This is a genomic window from Bifidobacterium minimum, assembly GCF_000741645.1.
GTDB classification, from domain to species: domain Bacteria; phylum Actinomycetota; class Actinomycetes; order Actinomycetales; family Bifidobacteriaceae; genus Bifidobacterium; species Bifidobacterium minimum.
In genome coordinates, this window is record NZ_JGZD01000009.1 from 504,017 (window position 1) to 518,351 (window position 14,335).

Sequence of the window (14,335 nt, forward strand, 5' to 3'; positions counted from 1 at the left end):
ACCGATGCGTAAGGAGACCACAATGAGCGGTGAGCTTCGCCATATGCTGCGCGATGACGATGTCAGCCACGACGAGCAGCGGCAGATTCTCGAGTTGGGGATGAGGTTCCGTGGGAACCGCTTCCACCATCGCCCCTTCGGGGGGCCCCAGGCCGTTGCCGTCATCTTCGACAAGCCCAGCACGCGCACGCGTTCGAGTTTCTCGATCGGGGTCGCGGAGCTGGGTGGATATCCGCTGGTGATTGACAAATCCGGCTCCCAGCTGGGAAGGGGCGAACCGGTCGCCGACACGGCAAGGGTGCTTACCAGAATGGCCTCCGGGATCGTATGGAGGACGTTCGGGCAGGACAGGGTCGAGGAGATGGCCGCCAACGCCACCGTGCCGGTGGTCAACGCCCTGACGGACGAGTTCCACCCCTGCCAGGTGCTGGCGGATTTCCTGACGCTCGCCCAGTTCCGCGGGGGGGTGGACGCCTTGTCGGGCATGTCCATCGCCTATGTCGGCGACTCGTCCAACAACATGGCCAACTCCTATCTGCTTGCCGGTGCCACCGCGGGCATGGACGTTCGGGTGGCGGGGCCGAATGGGTTCCTTCCGGATCCGTCGATCGTCGCAGACGCCCGGCGCATCGCCGAGACGACCGGGGGATCGGTGCTCGTCACGACGGATCCCGAGGAGGCCGTTTCGGGAGTGGACTGCGTGTTCACGGACACATGGGTATCCATGGGCGAGGAGGGCGAGTACGAGATCCGGTCGAAGCCCTTCTGGGATTATCAGGTCAACGACCGCCTGATGTCATACGCCAAGGACGATGCGCTCTTCCAGCACTGCCTTCCCGCGTATCGAGGCAAGGAGGTCACGTCGTCCGTGATCGATGGGCCTCGGTCGGTGGTATGGGATGAGGCGGAGAACCGTCTGCATGCGCAGAAGGCCCTGCTCACCTGGCTGATCGGCAGACAACGCGGCGACGATTCCCTGCTGGTATGAGGTGGTTCCGATGACGACGCCCATGCACCGTCCCGCTACGCGCGCGGCGCGGTTGAGTGCCATCGAACAGGCGCTTCTGTCGTGGACCATCACGTCCCAGTCCCAGCTTGCCGATGTTCTGTCCCGTCAGGGGATCGATGTGACGCAGGCTACGCTGAGCCGCGATCTGGATGAGATCAATGCCACGAAGACGCGGCTCTCCGATGGAACCATCGCCTATGCCGTCGCTCCGCATCCGATGGCGGATGGCGTCGAGGACCGTATGCGCAGGATCGAGCAGCAGATGTCCCGCGTCATATCGGGTCTGGTGACGTCCGTCGCGTCCGCGCGCAATCTGGTGGTCATCCACACGCCTTCCGGCGCGGCTCAGTATGTGGCGAGCGTCATCGATGGAAACCCCATGGAGGGGATACTGGGAACGATCGCCGGAGACGACACGGTCATGATGGTGTGCGCCGACGACGATGAGGCGGCCCGTCGCGTCAAGTGGCTGGTGGACGTCGCGTCCGGGACGGCGTCGGACGGCGATGAGGACACGCCGACGACCGAGAATGCGTAAGTATGAGAATGCATAAGTATGCAGGTATCTGTATTATCTGAAGCCAGACTGGCAAGCGTGAGAAAGGGCAGCCATGAGTGAGAAGAATCGTATCGTTCTTGCCTATTCCGGAGGTCTTGATACCTCGGTGGCGATTTCGTTCCTCAAGGAGCGTACCGGTAAGGACGTCGTCGCCGTCTCTCTGGACGTCGGCCAGGGAGGGGAAAGTCTGGAGACGATCAAGCAGAGGGCTCTGGACTGCGGTGCGGTGGAGGCCTATGTAGTCGACGCGCGTGACGAGTTCGCCACGGAGTACTGCATGCCCGCGCTGAAGGCCAACGCCATGTACGAGGGCGTCTATCCGCTGGTCTCGGCGATTTCACGCCCGCTGATCACCAAGCATCTGGTGCGGGCGGCGCACCAGTTCGGCGCCGATACCATAGCCCATGGCTGCACGGGCAAGGGCAACGATCAGGTGAGGTTCGAGGTCTCGATTCAATCCATCGATCCCACGTTGAAGGCCATCAGCCCGATCCGGGACCTTTCGCTGACCCGCGACGTGGAGATCGCGTTCGCCACCGAACACCAGCTTCCCATCGTCCAGACCGCGAAAAGCCCCTTCTCCATCGACCAGAACGTCTGGGGGCGGGCCATTGAGACGGGCTTCCTCGAGGATCCCTGGAACGGTCCGACGAAGGACTGCTACAGCTATACCGACGACCCCGCCTTCCCCCCGGCCGAGGATGAGGTCGTCATCTCCTTCCGCCAGGGCGTTCCCGTCGCCATCGACGGCAGGGAGGTGACCCCGCTGCAGGCCATCGAGGAGATGAATCGCAGGGCGGGCGCGCAGGGCATCGGGCGGATCGACCTCATCGAGGATCGTCTCGTCGGCATCAAATCCCGCGAGCTGTATGAGGCACCCGGCGCGGTGGCCCTGATCGCTGCCCATGAGGAGCTGGAGAACTGCTGCCTCGAGCGTGAGCAGCACCGCATCAAGCGCGACATCGACAAACGGTGGGGCGAACTCGTCTATGACGCGCAATGGTTCTCGCCGGCGGTGCGGTCGCTCGGGGCGTTCATCGAGGACACCCAGCGGTACGTGTCCGGTGATGTGCGCATGGTCCTTCATGGCGGGCGCGCCGTGGTCACCGGCCGTCGCTCCGAGACGTCGTTGTATGACTACAATCTCGCCACCTACGATTCCGGGGACAGCTTCGACCAGCACGCGTCCAACGGATTCATCGAGATATATGGGCTGCCGAGCAAGGTCGCGGCCGCGAGGGACGTCAAATTCGGCAATGGCGTGGAGGTGCCGGACAACACCGTCGAGTGACGGTATCGGCCGACTGGCGGTATCGGCCGAGTGATGGCATCGTGGAATCGGCACTGCGGGAAGGACAAAGGGGACATACGGATGGATGAGCAATCACGGAATGCGGACGAGCATCTGGCCCTATGGGGAGGACGTTTCGCGTCCGGTCCTTCCCCGGAACTGGCCAGATTGTCGAAATCAACCCAGTTCGACTGGCGCCTTGCCGATGACGATATCGCCGGGTCACGCGCGCATGCCCGGGCGCTGGGGCGGGCGGGGCTGCTGACGCCCGACGAGCTGGAACGGATGGAGAACGCGCTCAACGATCTCCAGGTGCAGGTGGATGATGGCTCCTTCACCCCCATCGAGGCGGATGAGGATGAGGCGACCGCGTTGGAGCGCGGGCTGATCGATATCGCCGGCGATGAACTGGGAGGCAAGCTGCGGGCCGGACGGTCGCGCAACGACCAGATCGCGACATTGATCAGGATGTGGCTGAGACGTCACGCACGTCGCGTTACACGCGAGGTCCTCGCCCTTGTGCGCGCGCTGATCCGGCAGGCGCAGGACGCCGGCGGAACGGTTATGCCCGGACGCACCCACATGCAGCACGCCCAGCCGGTTCTTCTGGCTCATCAGCTTCTGGCGCATGTCTGGCCTCTGCTGCGGGACGTCCAAAGATTGAGGGACTGGGACAGACGCGCGGACGCGAGTCCCTACGGGTCGGGCGCTCTGGCGGGAACGACGCTGGGACTCGATCCGGTCGCCGTCTCCCGCGAGCTGGGCTTCTCCACGGTGGTCGATAACTCCATCGACGGGACGTCCAGCAGGGATGTCGTTGCGGAGTTCGCCTTCGTGGCGGCCATGATCGGCGTGGACATCTCCCGGCTGAGCGAGGAGATCATCATCTGGAACACCCAGGAGTTCGCTTTCGTCAAACTTGACGACGCCTACTCCACGGGATCGTCGATTATGCCCCAGAAGAAGAACCCCGACATCGCGGAGCTGGCCCGCGGAAAGTCCGGCCGTCTGATCGGGGACCTCACCGGCCTGCTCGTGACGCTCAAAGGACTTCCCACGGCGTATGCCAGGGATCTTCAGGAGGACAAGGAGGCCGTGTTCGATCAGGTCGACACCCTGGAGGTCCTGCTTCCGGCGTTCACCGGAATGGTGGCGACCATGACCTTCGACGTGGACCGTCTGGAGTCCGAGGCGCCCACGGGATTCGCGCTTGCCACCGACATCGCGGAATGGCTGGTGAAGAACGGCGTCCCCTTCCGCCATGCCCATGAGCTATCGGGAGAATGCGTGCGTATGGCCGAATCGAGGGGCGTGGAGCTCTGGGATCTGACGGATGACGACTATCGCGCCGTGTTCGCAGGCTATCTCGACTCCGAGAGCGCCCCGCGCGTGCGTCAGGTGCTGTCGGCCACGGGATCCGTCGCCGCGCGCAACGGACGCGGCGGGACGTCTCCGGCACGTGTGCGTGAGCAGATAGCGGCCGCACTGCACTCGGTGGAGGATCTCGTCCCCTTCATGAATTCCATCTGCGACGGGTCGGCCTATCACGCTCCCGGATCGTTGGGGAAGTCGTTGGGGGAGTGAACGGATCGGCGGGGAGGTGATCCCGGCCGCGGCTGTTTACCATGGCTGGGATCAGACCCGATTCGGAACAGACCCGAATCGGATCAGATTCGAATCGTGGCCTGAACCATACTGAACCATATCTGACCGTGATCCGGCCGTGGCCAGGCCTGTCCGGCCGTGTGGCCGTGGTCAGCCCGCGTAGTCCCCGGTCGGGGCGATGGACAACGCGTCGTCATGCGTGCGCCCCGAGTGGACGGCCTCGTTGATGGCGTCGACCTCGGCGGCGTCCACCGTGTAGTCGCGTCCATCAAGGCGCGATATGGGAATGATCCATCCGCCGTGCGTCATGTACAGCATGTCGGCCTCTCGCAGCTCGGCGAGGGGAAGCTTGCGGTAATCCGTCCGCATGCCTTCCCGCCGGGCATAGGAGAACAGCTCCCTTTGCGAGGTTCCGTTGAGGATTCCGATGCGTGGGTCAGGCGTGACGAACAGATCGTCGTATCGTGCGACGATGGAGGAGTTGGGGCATTCAAGCGTGTAACCGTCGGTGGTGACCATAATCGCGTCGTCGACGTGGCGGCGGTCGCATTCGCGATGGATCGACTGGTTGACCGCGTAGCTGAGTGTTTTGGCCCCGTTGAGCAGCCATGGGGCCTTTGCGGTGATATCCGACGCGTACCCGCGCGTCAACGAGGTCAGCGTCAGCGGATCGAGGCTGTGAAGCTTGCCTCTGCCGTCGAGGAAAATCCATACGCGGGGCATGCGGTCGCTGTTCTCGCCAACCCCCGTCGTCGGATCCATGCCGCGGGAGATCAGGATACGCAGCATCGGACCGGGTTCGGGATCGTCGTACCGGTCGATGACCATCTCCACCGCCGTGGTGAAGGCGGCGATGGAGGGTTGCGGCATGTCCATCAGACGCGCCGAATCGGCGAGGCGCCTCAGATGGTTCTCAAGCGAGACGGGAAAGCCCTTCCACACCGTCGTGGCCTCGAATATCCCGTCCCCGCGCAGAACGCTCAGATCGAACACGGACACCGGCGTGTCCGTCGGCTCCACGAACCGCACGGGATCGTCCGTCGACGATCCGAACAATGCCTCGGGATTCCCCACCGCCAATACGATTGCCGTCATGATGCCCCTTCTCTAGTGGTGTGCCATGCGTGTGCCATGTGTGCCATGCCGATGAACATGGACTCTTGAGGACGCCGGCCATAACCGTAGATAGTCCATATTTCCGTCCGGGAAACGGCACCGTCCCATCCGCGGTGTGGACCCACGGGCGTTATGAGCGCGTAACGCCTTTTTAACGGATCCGACCTAGCGTGGTCACCGTCTATGGGGGAGGTCCCGTGGCGGGAGGAGATGCGTGATGCCGAACGAGTCGGATATGACAATGGGCGCGGCGACCGCGCCCGAAGCCGCGCGGCGGATCTTCCGCTCCGGCGTCGTGCGTCCGACATGCGGCGTATCACGTGGCTACGCGCAGGCCAACATGATCATGCTGCCACGCGAGTACGCCTACGATTTTCTCCTGTTCGCGCAGCGCAATCCCAAACCCTGTCCCATCCTTGAGGTTCTCGACGAGGGTTCGCCGTTCCCCTCCATCGCCCGTGGATGCGACATCCGAACGGACATCCCCCTCTATCGTGTGTGGGAGAACGGCGAGGCCGTGGACACGGTGGACGATGTCACCGACCTGTGGTCATCGCATGACGATCTCGTGACCTTCCTCATCGGATGCAGCTTCACCTTCGAGTTCCCGCTGATGGACGCGGGAATACCCATGCGGCACATCGCCGCCGGACGCAACGTGCCCATGTACGACACGTCGATTCCCTGCGTGTCCGCGGGACGGTTCTCAGCCACGATGGTCGTGTCGATGCGTGGCATACAGCCCGATCGCGTGGCGGACGCCGTGAGGATCTCCGGATACTATCCGCGCGTCCATGGGACGCCGGTGCAGATCGGGCATCCGGAATCCATCGGCATTGCGGATATGGAGCATCCGGATTACGGCGATCCTCCCATTCTCGAAAGGAACGACGTCCCCGTCTTCTGGGCGTGCGGGGTCACGCCTCAGGCGGCGGTTATGTCCTCCAAGCCGGCTTTCGCCATAACCCATGCCCCTGGTCACATGCTTATCACCGATGTTCCCGATAGTGACTACATGGTGTGATGCCGCTGATGCGACGACCGAGGACGACGATGATGACCAAGAACGCGAGAACGCGATGACCGAGAACGCGGGGAAGCGCGGCGGATCGGAGAGGGGTGACGCACGCATGCGTGTCGATCTGAACAGTGACATGGGGGAAGGCTTCGGGCGGTGGCCCTTGGGGGATGACGGCGCGCTGCTGTCGATCGTCTCCAGCGCGAACATCGCCTGCGGGTTCCACGCGGGGGATCCCTCCGTCATGCTGTCGACCCTGACCATGGCGGCCCGGCGTGGCGTGAGCGTCGGCGCCCATGTGTCCTACAGGGATCTCGCCGGCTTCGGACGTCGGTTCATGGATGTCGCCTCCGACGATCTGACCGCCGACGTGGCCTATCAGCTGTCGGCGATCCGGGGCATGGCGCGGATCGCGGGGACGTCCGTGGGATACGTCAAGCCGCATGGAGCGTTGTACAACCGAATCGCCGCCGACCCCGTGCAGGCGGAGGCCGTTGTGAACGCTTTGGTCCGGGTGGATCCCGGAATGGCTTTGGTGACTCTTCCCGGCTCGGTCGTGGGCGATATCGCCGCGAAGGCCGGGATTCGCGTGATCCGCGAGGCGTTCGCGGACCGAGCCTACACGCCCCAGGGGGCCTTGGTGTCGCGCAGGGTTCCGGGAGCGGTGATCACCGACGTGGATCAGGTCGCCGCTCGGGTGTCCCGCATGGTGCGCGAGGGCGTCGTGACGGCCGATGACGGCGGCGACATCAGCATTCAGGCCGATTCCGTGTGCGTCCATGGCGACAGTCCGGGTGCCGTGGCGATGGCGCGGGCCATTCGGGACAGGCTGGTCGCGGACGGAATCGATATCGTTCCCTTCGTCGACGTCGCATCCGGTGGAGACCGCGTATGACGCGATCCATGCGCATCATGACCGCGGGACGGTCCGCGTTGCTCGTCGAGGTCGACGATCTCGCCTCGGCCATAGAGCTGGGCGAGAGCCTGCGCGTCTGGCGTGCGCATGGCTCCTCGGCCTTGCGTGACGTCATTCCCGCGGCCCGGACGGTTATGGTCCGGTACGATCCCGTACTCGCGACGCGCGAGGACATTGAGTCGGCGCTTCATGACCTTCCGCCGGTGGAGGACCACGGCTCGGATGGTCGTGACGTCACCATTCCGGTGGTCTATGACGGGGCCGATGTGGACGCCGTCGCACGGATGTGGGGGGTTTCTGCCGACGCCGTCGTCGGATGGCATGCGGCGAGGTGCTGGTCCGCCGCGTTCCCGGGTTTCGCGCCGGGATTCATGTATCTCGTCCGGGACGGTGGCGTGCGGAGGGGTGGCGGCGCGCGGAGACTCGGCAACGGTGATGGTGGTGCCGCGGAAGGGAACGACACTGCGGAAGGGAACGGTACCGCGGAGGAGGACGGCCATGATGTTCCCCGGCGGGCGACGCCGCGGCTTCATGTTCCCGCCGGCGCGGTGGGATTGGCCGGACGGTTCAGCGGGGTGTATCCACGCGACAGTTCCGGCGGATGGCGGCTTATCGGCACCGCCGACGCCGTGATGTGGGACGAGTCAAGGGATCCTCCCGCATTGCTCAGACCGGGGGACAGGGTTCTTTTCACTCCCGTTCGGGGGAGGGTCCACGTCCATGCCGTGACGGGGACGGAATCGGGCGAGTCCGTGGCCATGGCGTCCGTGACTGCCCCGTCCGTGACTGCCCCGTCCGTGACCACGACAGCCGTGACGGCGCCGCCTTCTGGCGTGCCAAAGCGCATGCACGGCCATCCCGTCGATTATGGACGTCCTGGTCCACGCGTCATCATCGAAAGGACGGGGATGGCCGCGCTGTTCGAGGATGACGGACGGTCCTCCAGCGATATGGGCGTGACGGGATCCGGGGCGGCCGATCCCGTGGCGCTTCATCAGGCCAACGATCTTGTCGGCAATGATCCGGGAACGGCCGCCATCGAGATCACCGCGGGTGGCGCGAGGCTGCGGGCCGTGGGGGACGTCGTGGTCGCCGTCGCGGGGGCGAAGACCCCTCTATCCATCGCGACGGAGGACGGACGGATGCTGCCGATCATGGATCAGCGCCCGGTTCTTCTTATGGATGGCGAGTCGCTCGTTATGGGAAGGCCCGTGATGGGGTGGCGCGACTATATAGCGGTTCAGGGGGGATTCAGGGTCACCGCGGTCGTGGGCAGCGCGTCACGCGACACCATGTCCGGCATAGGGCCGCGTCCTCTGGCCCCCGGCGATGCCGTCGACATCGCGAGGGGTCCTCATACGACCGTGGGGGAGCCGTCCGTCTGGCCTTCCCTGCCGATGAGCGGTCGGACGACGACGCTTGACGTCGTTCTTGGCCCGCGGGACGACTGGTTCTCCCGAGATGGCATCGCCGGATTTCTGTCGACGCGGTGGACGGTCACGCCCCAATCGAACAGGGTGGGTCTGCGGCTGGCGGGAGGTCGGCCGGTCGGCGGGCGAATCGACGGCGAATTGCCCAGTGAGGCGACGGTTCCAGGATCCATCGAGATCCCTTCGGACGGGATGCCCGTGGTGTTCCTTCGCGACCAGCCGGTGACGGGCGGCTATCCGGTGGTCGCCGTTCTCACCGAGGACTCGCTGCGTCTCGCCGGGCAGCTTCCGGTGGGAGCCGAGATCACGTTCCGCGCCGTCGGCTCGTCGGCGGGGGCAGATGGCCGGATCGATGACGCCGCCATGACGGATCGGTCGGCCGTGGCAGCTTGTTCGGCCGTGGCGTCTCAGCCAGGCAAGGCGTCCCGGTCGGACGACGGTGCCGACGCTGACGACGGTGACGGCGATGGCAAGGATATTCGCGCATGACGGAAGGATCATCCATGACAAGGGTTCTGATCGCCAATAGGGGGGAGATCGCGGTACGGGTCATCCACGCCTGCCACGAGAACGGCTGGACGGCGCTGGCGGTGTATGCGGACAGCGACGCCGACGCATTGTTCGTCCACCTCGCCGACGAGGCCTACGCCCTTGGCGCCGACTCCCCCAAGGACACGTATCTTGACGCCGCGCGGATAATCGAGGTGGCGGTGCGCAGCGACGCCGACGCCATTCACCCCGGATATGGTTTTCTGTCGGAGAACGCCGATTTCGCGCAGGCCGTCATCGACGCGGGTCTGGTCTGGATAGGGCCGAGTCCCGACAGCATCCGTCTGCTGGGCGACAAGGTGGCGGCCCGGAGGATAGCCGCGGAGGTCGGCGCCCCCATGGCGCCTGGCACCACCGAACCGGTGAGGGATCCCGCCGAAGTCGTCGGATTCGTCCGTGAGCATGGCCTGCCCGTCGCGATCAAGGCCGTCCATGGCGGTGGAGGGAAGGGACTCAAGGTCGTCAGGCGTCTGGAGGATGTCCGGGAGGCGTTCCTGTCCGCCACAAGGGAGGCCGAGGAGTCCTTCGGCAACGGGGACTGCTTCATCGAGCGTTTTCTCTCCAGGCCCCGTCATGTCGAAGTGCAGGTTCTCGGTGATGGCGACGGTCACGTGATCGCCGTCGGAACCCGCGACTGCTCCCTCCAGCGACGCAACCAGAAGCTCATCGAGGAGGCTCCCGCGCCCTTCCTGGGAACGGACGTCGTCACCCGCCTGTGCGACTCGGCCGTCGCCATATGCTCGCGGGCCGGGTACGTCGGCGCGGGGACGGTGGAGTTCCTCGTCGATCCCGATGGAACCATCTCGTTCATGGAGGTCAACACCCGCATCCAGGTCGAGCATGCGGTCACGGAGGAGGTCACCGGCGTCGATCTGGTCAAGGCGCAGTTCTCCATAGCCCAGGGAGCGTGCGTGTCCGATATGGACATCCATATCCATGGGCATGCGATGGAGTTCCGGATCAACGCCGAGGATCCTGCCCACGGCTTCGTGCCCTTCCCGGGGCGGATCCGGTCGCTCCGAGTCCCCAGCGGCCCCGGAATCCGATTCGACACGGGAATCGAGGCCGGATCGGTTGTCCCCGGCCGGTTCGATTCGATGCTCGCCAAGCTCATCGTGACGGCGCCCGATCGGGCCTCATGTCTGGCCCGGGCCAGACGCGCGCTCGCGGAGCTGAGGATCGAAGGCGTTCCCACGGTCATCCCCTTCGACCGTCTGGTGCTCCGGGACCCCGATTTCACCGGCGACGACCGTCTGAACATCTATACGCGATGGATCGAGGAGAGCTTCCTTCCCCGGACCGATCCGAAGGATCTTTCCGGCCCCCGGCCGTCACGCGACCAGGGCGGGGATCCGGTCACGCGCTCGTGGATCGAGATCGACGGCCGTCGCATGGAGCTGGGCATCCCCTCGGGGCTGCTGCCCGCCATGACGGGGGCCATCGCCGATGGCGGCGATGCGGCGCCCGATGATTCCACGACGACCGCATCGCCCGGTGACGTTCTCGCTCCGCTTACGGGGACGGTCACGTCATGGCTTGTCGACGAAGGCGACCGCGTCGAGCGGGGGACGCCGGTGGCGACCCTTGAGGCGATGAAGATGGAGACGCAGGTCATGGCACCCGTATCGGGCGTCATCCATAGAACGGCCTCCATCGGCGATCTCGTGGATTATGGGGAGCCCATGGGACGCGTCGAATGACCGGCGAACGGCAACCTTGGATGGGTTGCCCGCATGCCGGCCCGTCAGCGCATGCCGGCCCGTCAGAGAGGGGAATAGGGATGGACCAGACCATCACGACAGCATCCATGCATCGATCCGAGGCGTGGAAGCGGCTGCGTCATTCCGGCGACTGGCGATGGTACCGCCGTGTGGCCCGGATCCGGGATCTGGCGGCGCACGATGTCGGTCGTGGCAGCGAGACGCTGATGACGTTCTCTCGCGCCGATCTGTTCCGGGCCGCGCGCGCGCTCGCCACGGGCCGCACGAGCCGGGCGTTGGTGGTCACCGGATTCTATATCCCCGCCGCCAGTGAGCCCGCCGCCGAATCGGACGGTCCCGTCGGCGCCGTCGAGATATGCGCGGCGTTGAGGGCCATGGGCGGTGATGGGTGGATGGTGACCGACCATTGGTGTCGACCCGTGGTGTCGGCGGCCGCGAAGGACGCCATTCCCGAGGACCATGTCCTCATCGCCCCGCGTGATGAGGGGGATTTCGATTCATGGATGGGGTCCCTGCGCGGACTGGTGCGCGATCACGCCATAGACACGGTTATCTACATCGAGCGTGTGGGGCCTTCGCGCGACGGGGAACCGAAGAACATGAGGGGCATGAACATCCGCCAGTGGACGGCTCCGCTGAGCAGGCTCACCGAACTCGGTCTGCACACGATAGGCGTCGGTGACGGAGGCAACGAGATCGGCATGGGACGCATCGACCCTCTCCCCATCGAGGCGGTGGTGGATCATGGCGTGCAGATCGTCTGCACCGTCCCCACCCGGGAGCTCATCATCGCCGGCACGTCCAATTGGGGAGGCCACGCGCTTGTCTGCGCCATGAGGGCGATGGGCCATGACGAGCTCGATCCGTTCCTGGACGAGGCGTGGCACCGCGACGTTCTTGGTGCCATCGTGGATGCCGGCGGACTTGATGGAGTCACCCTGCGGAACACCCCTACGGTGGATGGTCTGAGCGAGGATGACTACTACGCCACGGTCCGGGCGATGTCGGTCGCCGCCGCCCGGTGACGATCGGGACGGTCACCGGGATGATCCTTGACCGTCGCTGCGCATCAGCCGTTATGCGATGACGTCGTTTTCGCATTGCCGTAAGTCCGTGGGGGTTCCGCGTCGGAACGCGTGGCCGTGTCCTCGTATGGCCGTTTTTCGGGTAGGCTGGTCTGAGTCGTTCGATGGTTGGCCAATGGATGGGAGATGCAGGAAGTATGGCTCGTGTCACTGATTTCGCCGAGGCGGGATTCGGAACCCTCATGGAGGAGTTGCAGTGGCGTGGGTTGATCACGCAATCCACCGATCCGGAACAGCTCGCCCAGGCCCTCAATGGTGATCCCGTCACCTTCTACTGCGGGTTCGACCCCACGGCGGCCTCGCTTCATGTGGGCAATCTCGTCCAGCTCATCATCATGCGCCATCTTCAGGCCGCGGGACACCATCCCATCGCGCTGGTAGGCGGCGCCACGGGACTGATCGGCGATCCGCGGCAGAGCGGCGAGCGCACGCTCAACCCCAAGGACGTCGTCGCGGGATGGGCGGATCGACTGCGCTCCCAGATCGGCGGCATCCTCGATACCACGGGCGACAATCCGGTCCGGTTCGTCAGCAACTACGACTGGACCGCGCGGATGTCGGTTATCGATTTCCTGCGTGACGTGGGGAAGAACTTCCGGCTGGGCACCATGCTGTCGAAGGACACGGTGGCGCGCCGCCTGAATTCGGATGAGGGCATCTCGTTCACGGAATTCAGCTATCAGGTCCTCCAAGGCAACGACTTCCTTCATCTGTTCGATGAGTACCACTGCACGCTGGAGATCGGCGGATCCGATCAGTGGGGGAACCTCACCTCGGGGCTCGATCTCATCCGCAAGGTCAGAGGCGAGACCGTCAACGTCTTCACCAGCCCCATCATCACCGACGCCAGGGAAGGAAGTTCGGCAAATCCGAGGGCAATGCGGTGTGGCTGGATCCCCAGATGCTCAGTCCCTACCGCTTCTATCAGTTCTGGTTCAATCGTCCCGACGAGGAGATGGGGAATCTGCTGAAGGTCTTCACCTTCCTCCCCAGAACGGAGATAGAACGTTTGGTCCGACTGACCGAGGAGCGTCCCGGAGCGCGTGAGGCCCAGCGGCGGCTTGCCTGGGAGGTCACGAGTCTGGTTCATGGCGAGCGGGCCACCACGCAGGCGATCGAGGCCTCCGCCGCGCTTTTCGGCCGGGGGGAGTTGTCCGCGGTCGATGCCGAGGTTCTGGAAACCGCTCTGGAAGGGCTTAAGGTGGAGTCGGATGGAGTGCGGCGTTTCGCGCGGGCCACTACGGGAACGCGTGTCGCGGAGGCCGGGGTCAGGGCGGGACTGTTCCGATCCGTGTCCGAGGCCCGTAAGACCATCGCTTCCGGAGGCGTCTATGTGAACAACGTTCGTGTGGAGGATCAGGACGCGGTTCTGGCGGATGATGATTTCCTGTCCTCGCGCTTTGCGCTGATACGCAGGGGAAGAAAATCGGTGGGTGTGGTCACGCGGGATTGAATCCGCCCGCGGCGCATTCCGGGGAGCGTCCGTGGAGCATTCCGCAGGACATGCGTGCGGCTGCATCGATCAGGGGCGTGAAGGGCATGTTCGGGCGGTCGAGTCGGCCCGCCGCGTGCGTCGCCGTCACGGCGGGTATGCGGATCGGTGAATTACGGCAATCGGCATGGTCCACCGGAATCGACATAGTTCAACGTAGTTATCAATCATCAGCAACGTAAGGAATGGCAATGGCTCAGGAGCACGGAGAATCACAAGAGGGCGGATCTCATTCGCACGGATCGTCGCATGACGCCCATGGCGGCCACCGGTCGCAGCCCCGTTCGGGCAGGAGTTTTGGATCCCACCGTGATTCGACCGGGGAGGGGCGCGGCGGCAGGTCCTCCGGATACCGTGGTCATGACGGCGACCATGGGCATGGACGCGACGGCGAAGGACGGCGCTTCGGAGGGGACCATCGTGGTCGTCAGGAGCATGGCCGTCAGGGGGGATCTCGTTTCGATCGTTCCCGTGGCGACGGCGATGATCGTCGGCGTCGCGACGGTGAGGGCTATCGCAGCCATGGATCGTTCCATAGCGACCA

At 64.8% G+C, this 14,335-nt stretch carries 10 protein-coding genes and 1 pseudogene; 10 read left to right on the forward strand and 1 reads right to left on the reverse strand.

Annotation, left to right across the window (positions count from 1 at the left end; genetic code table 11):
* The first annotated feature begins 22 nt into the window (after window positions 1-22).
* The 4 genes from argF to argH all read left to right on the forward strand — a co-directional run bounded on the left by argF (window position 23) and on the right by argH (window position 4,443).
* Window positions 23-988 carry an ornithine carbamoyltransferase gene (gene argF, locus BMIN_RS05840; RefSeq protein WP_022860547.1) on the forward strand — a complete coding sequence of 322 codons (966 nt, stop codon included), beginning with the start codon at window positions 23-25 and terminating at the stop codon, window positions 986-988.
* Window positions 989-998: 10 nt separating this feature from the next.
* Window positions 999-1,547: an arginine repressor gene (locus BMIN_RS05845; RefSeq protein ID WP_022860548.1), complete on the forward strand. Its 549-nt coding sequence runs from the start codon at window positions 999-1,001 to the stop codon at window positions 1,545-1,547.
* Between the two features lie 73 nt (window positions 1,548-1,620).
* Window positions 1,621-2,859, forward strand: coding sequence for an argininosuccinate synthase (locus BMIN_RS05850; protein WP_022860549.1), 1,239 nt, complete (start codon window positions 1,621-1,623; stop codon window positions 2,857-2,859).
* 81 nt (window positions 2,860-2,940) lie between these two features.
* Window positions 2,941-4,443 carry an argininosuccinate lyase gene (gene argH / locus BMIN_RS05855; RefSeq protein WP_022860550.1) on the forward strand — a complete coding sequence of 501 codons (1,503 nt, stop codon included), beginning with the start codon at window positions 2,941-2,943 and terminating at the stop codon, window positions 4,441-4,443.
* Between the two features lie 171 nt (window positions 4,444-4,614).
* Here argH and BMIN_RS05860 read toward each other — a convergent pair whose 3' ends face one another.
* Window positions 4,615-5,559 carry an aminodeoxychorismate lyase gene (locus BMIN_RS05860; RefSeq protein WP_022860551.1) on the reverse strand — a complete coding sequence of 315 codons (945 nt, stop codon included), beginning with the start codon at window positions 5,557-5,559 and terminating at the stop codon, window positions 4,615-4,617.
* A 238-nt stretch (window positions 5,560-5,797) separates the two neighbouring features.
* Between BMIN_RS05860 and BMIN_RS05865 the strand changes: the two genes are divergently transcribed.
* From BMIN_RS05865 to tyrS, 6 genes and pseudogenes are all read left to right on the forward strand, one after another.
* Window positions 5,798-6,604: a putative hydro-lyase gene (locus BMIN_RS05865; protein ID WP_022860552.1), complete on the forward strand. Its 807-nt coding sequence runs from the start codon at window positions 5,798-5,800 to the stop codon at window positions 6,602-6,604.
* The gene (locus BMIN_RS05870; RefSeq protein ID WP_238565632.1) at window positions 6,588-7,493 is read left to right on the forward strand and encodes a LamB/YcsF family protein; all 906 of its coding nucleotides are present in this window, start codon (window positions 6,588-6,590) and stop codon (window positions 7,491-7,493) included. Before BMIN_RS05865 ends, BMIN_RS05870 begins: the two co-directional genes overlap by 17 nt.
* The gene (locus BMIN_RS05875) at window positions 7,490-9,433 is read left to right on the forward strand and encodes a 5-oxoprolinase subunit B/C family protein (protein WP_022860554.1); all 1,944 of its coding nucleotides are present in this window, start codon (window positions 7,490-7,492) and stop codon (window positions 9,431-9,433) included. Before BMIN_RS05870 ends, BMIN_RS05875 begins: the two co-directional genes overlap by 4 nt.
* Before the next feature lie 14 nt (window positions 9,434-9,447).
* A complete protein-coding gene (locus BMIN_RS05880; RefSeq protein ID WP_026647305.1) occupies window positions 9,448-11,193 on the forward strand; it encodes an acetyl/propionyl/methylcrotonyl-CoA carboxylase subunit alpha in 1,746 nt (581 codons plus the stop codon).
* 107 nt (window positions 11,194-11,300) lie between these two features.
* Complete coding sequence (locus BMIN_RS05885; protein WP_051126244.1) at window positions 11,301-12,239, forward strand: glutamate cyclase domain-containing protein; 939 nt, start codon at window positions 11,301-11,303, stop codon at window positions 12,237-12,239.
* 197 nt (window positions 12,240-12,436) lie between these two features.
* Window positions 12,437-13,752, forward strand: a pseudogene (tyrS, locus tag BMIN_RS05890) (tyrosine--tRNA ligase).
* Window positions 13,753-14,335: the final 583 nt, after the last annotated feature.

Coding starts and splice junctions, on each gene's coding strand:
- BMIN_RS05875 (WP_022860554.1), top strand. CDS start 7,490: ATGACGCGATCCATGCGCATCATGACCGCGGGACGGTCCGCGTTGCTC.
- BMIN_RS05885 (WP_051126244.1), top strand. CDS start 11,301: ATGCATCGATCCGAGGCGTGGAAGCGGCTGCGTCATTCCGGCGACTGG.
- BMIN_RS05845 (WP_022860548.1), top strand. CDS start 999: ATGACGACGCCCATGCACCGTCCCGCTACGCGCGCGGCGCGGTTGAGT.
- BMIN_RS05880 (WP_026647305.1), top strand. CDS start 9,448: ATGACAAGGGTTCTGATCGCCAATAGGGGGGAGATCGCGGTACGGGTC.
- BMIN_RS05850 (WP_022860549.1), top strand. CDS start 1,621: ATGAGTGAGAAGAATCGTATCGTTCTTGCCTATTCCGGAGGTCTTGAT.
- BMIN_RS05865 (WP_022860552.1), top strand. CDS start 5,798: ATGCCGAACGAGTCGGATATGACAATGGGCGCGGCGACCGCGCCCGAA.
- argF (WP_022860547.1), top strand. CDS start 23: ATGAGCGGTGAGCTTCGCCATATGCTGCGCGATGACGATGTCAGCCAC.
- BMIN_RS05860 (WP_022860551.1), bottom strand. CDS start 5,559: ATGACGGCAATCGTATTGGCGGTGGGGAATCCCGAGGCATTGTTCGGA.
- argH (WP_022860550.1), top strand. CDS start 2,941: ATGGATGAGCAATCACGGAATGCGGACGAGCATCTGGCCCTATGGGGA.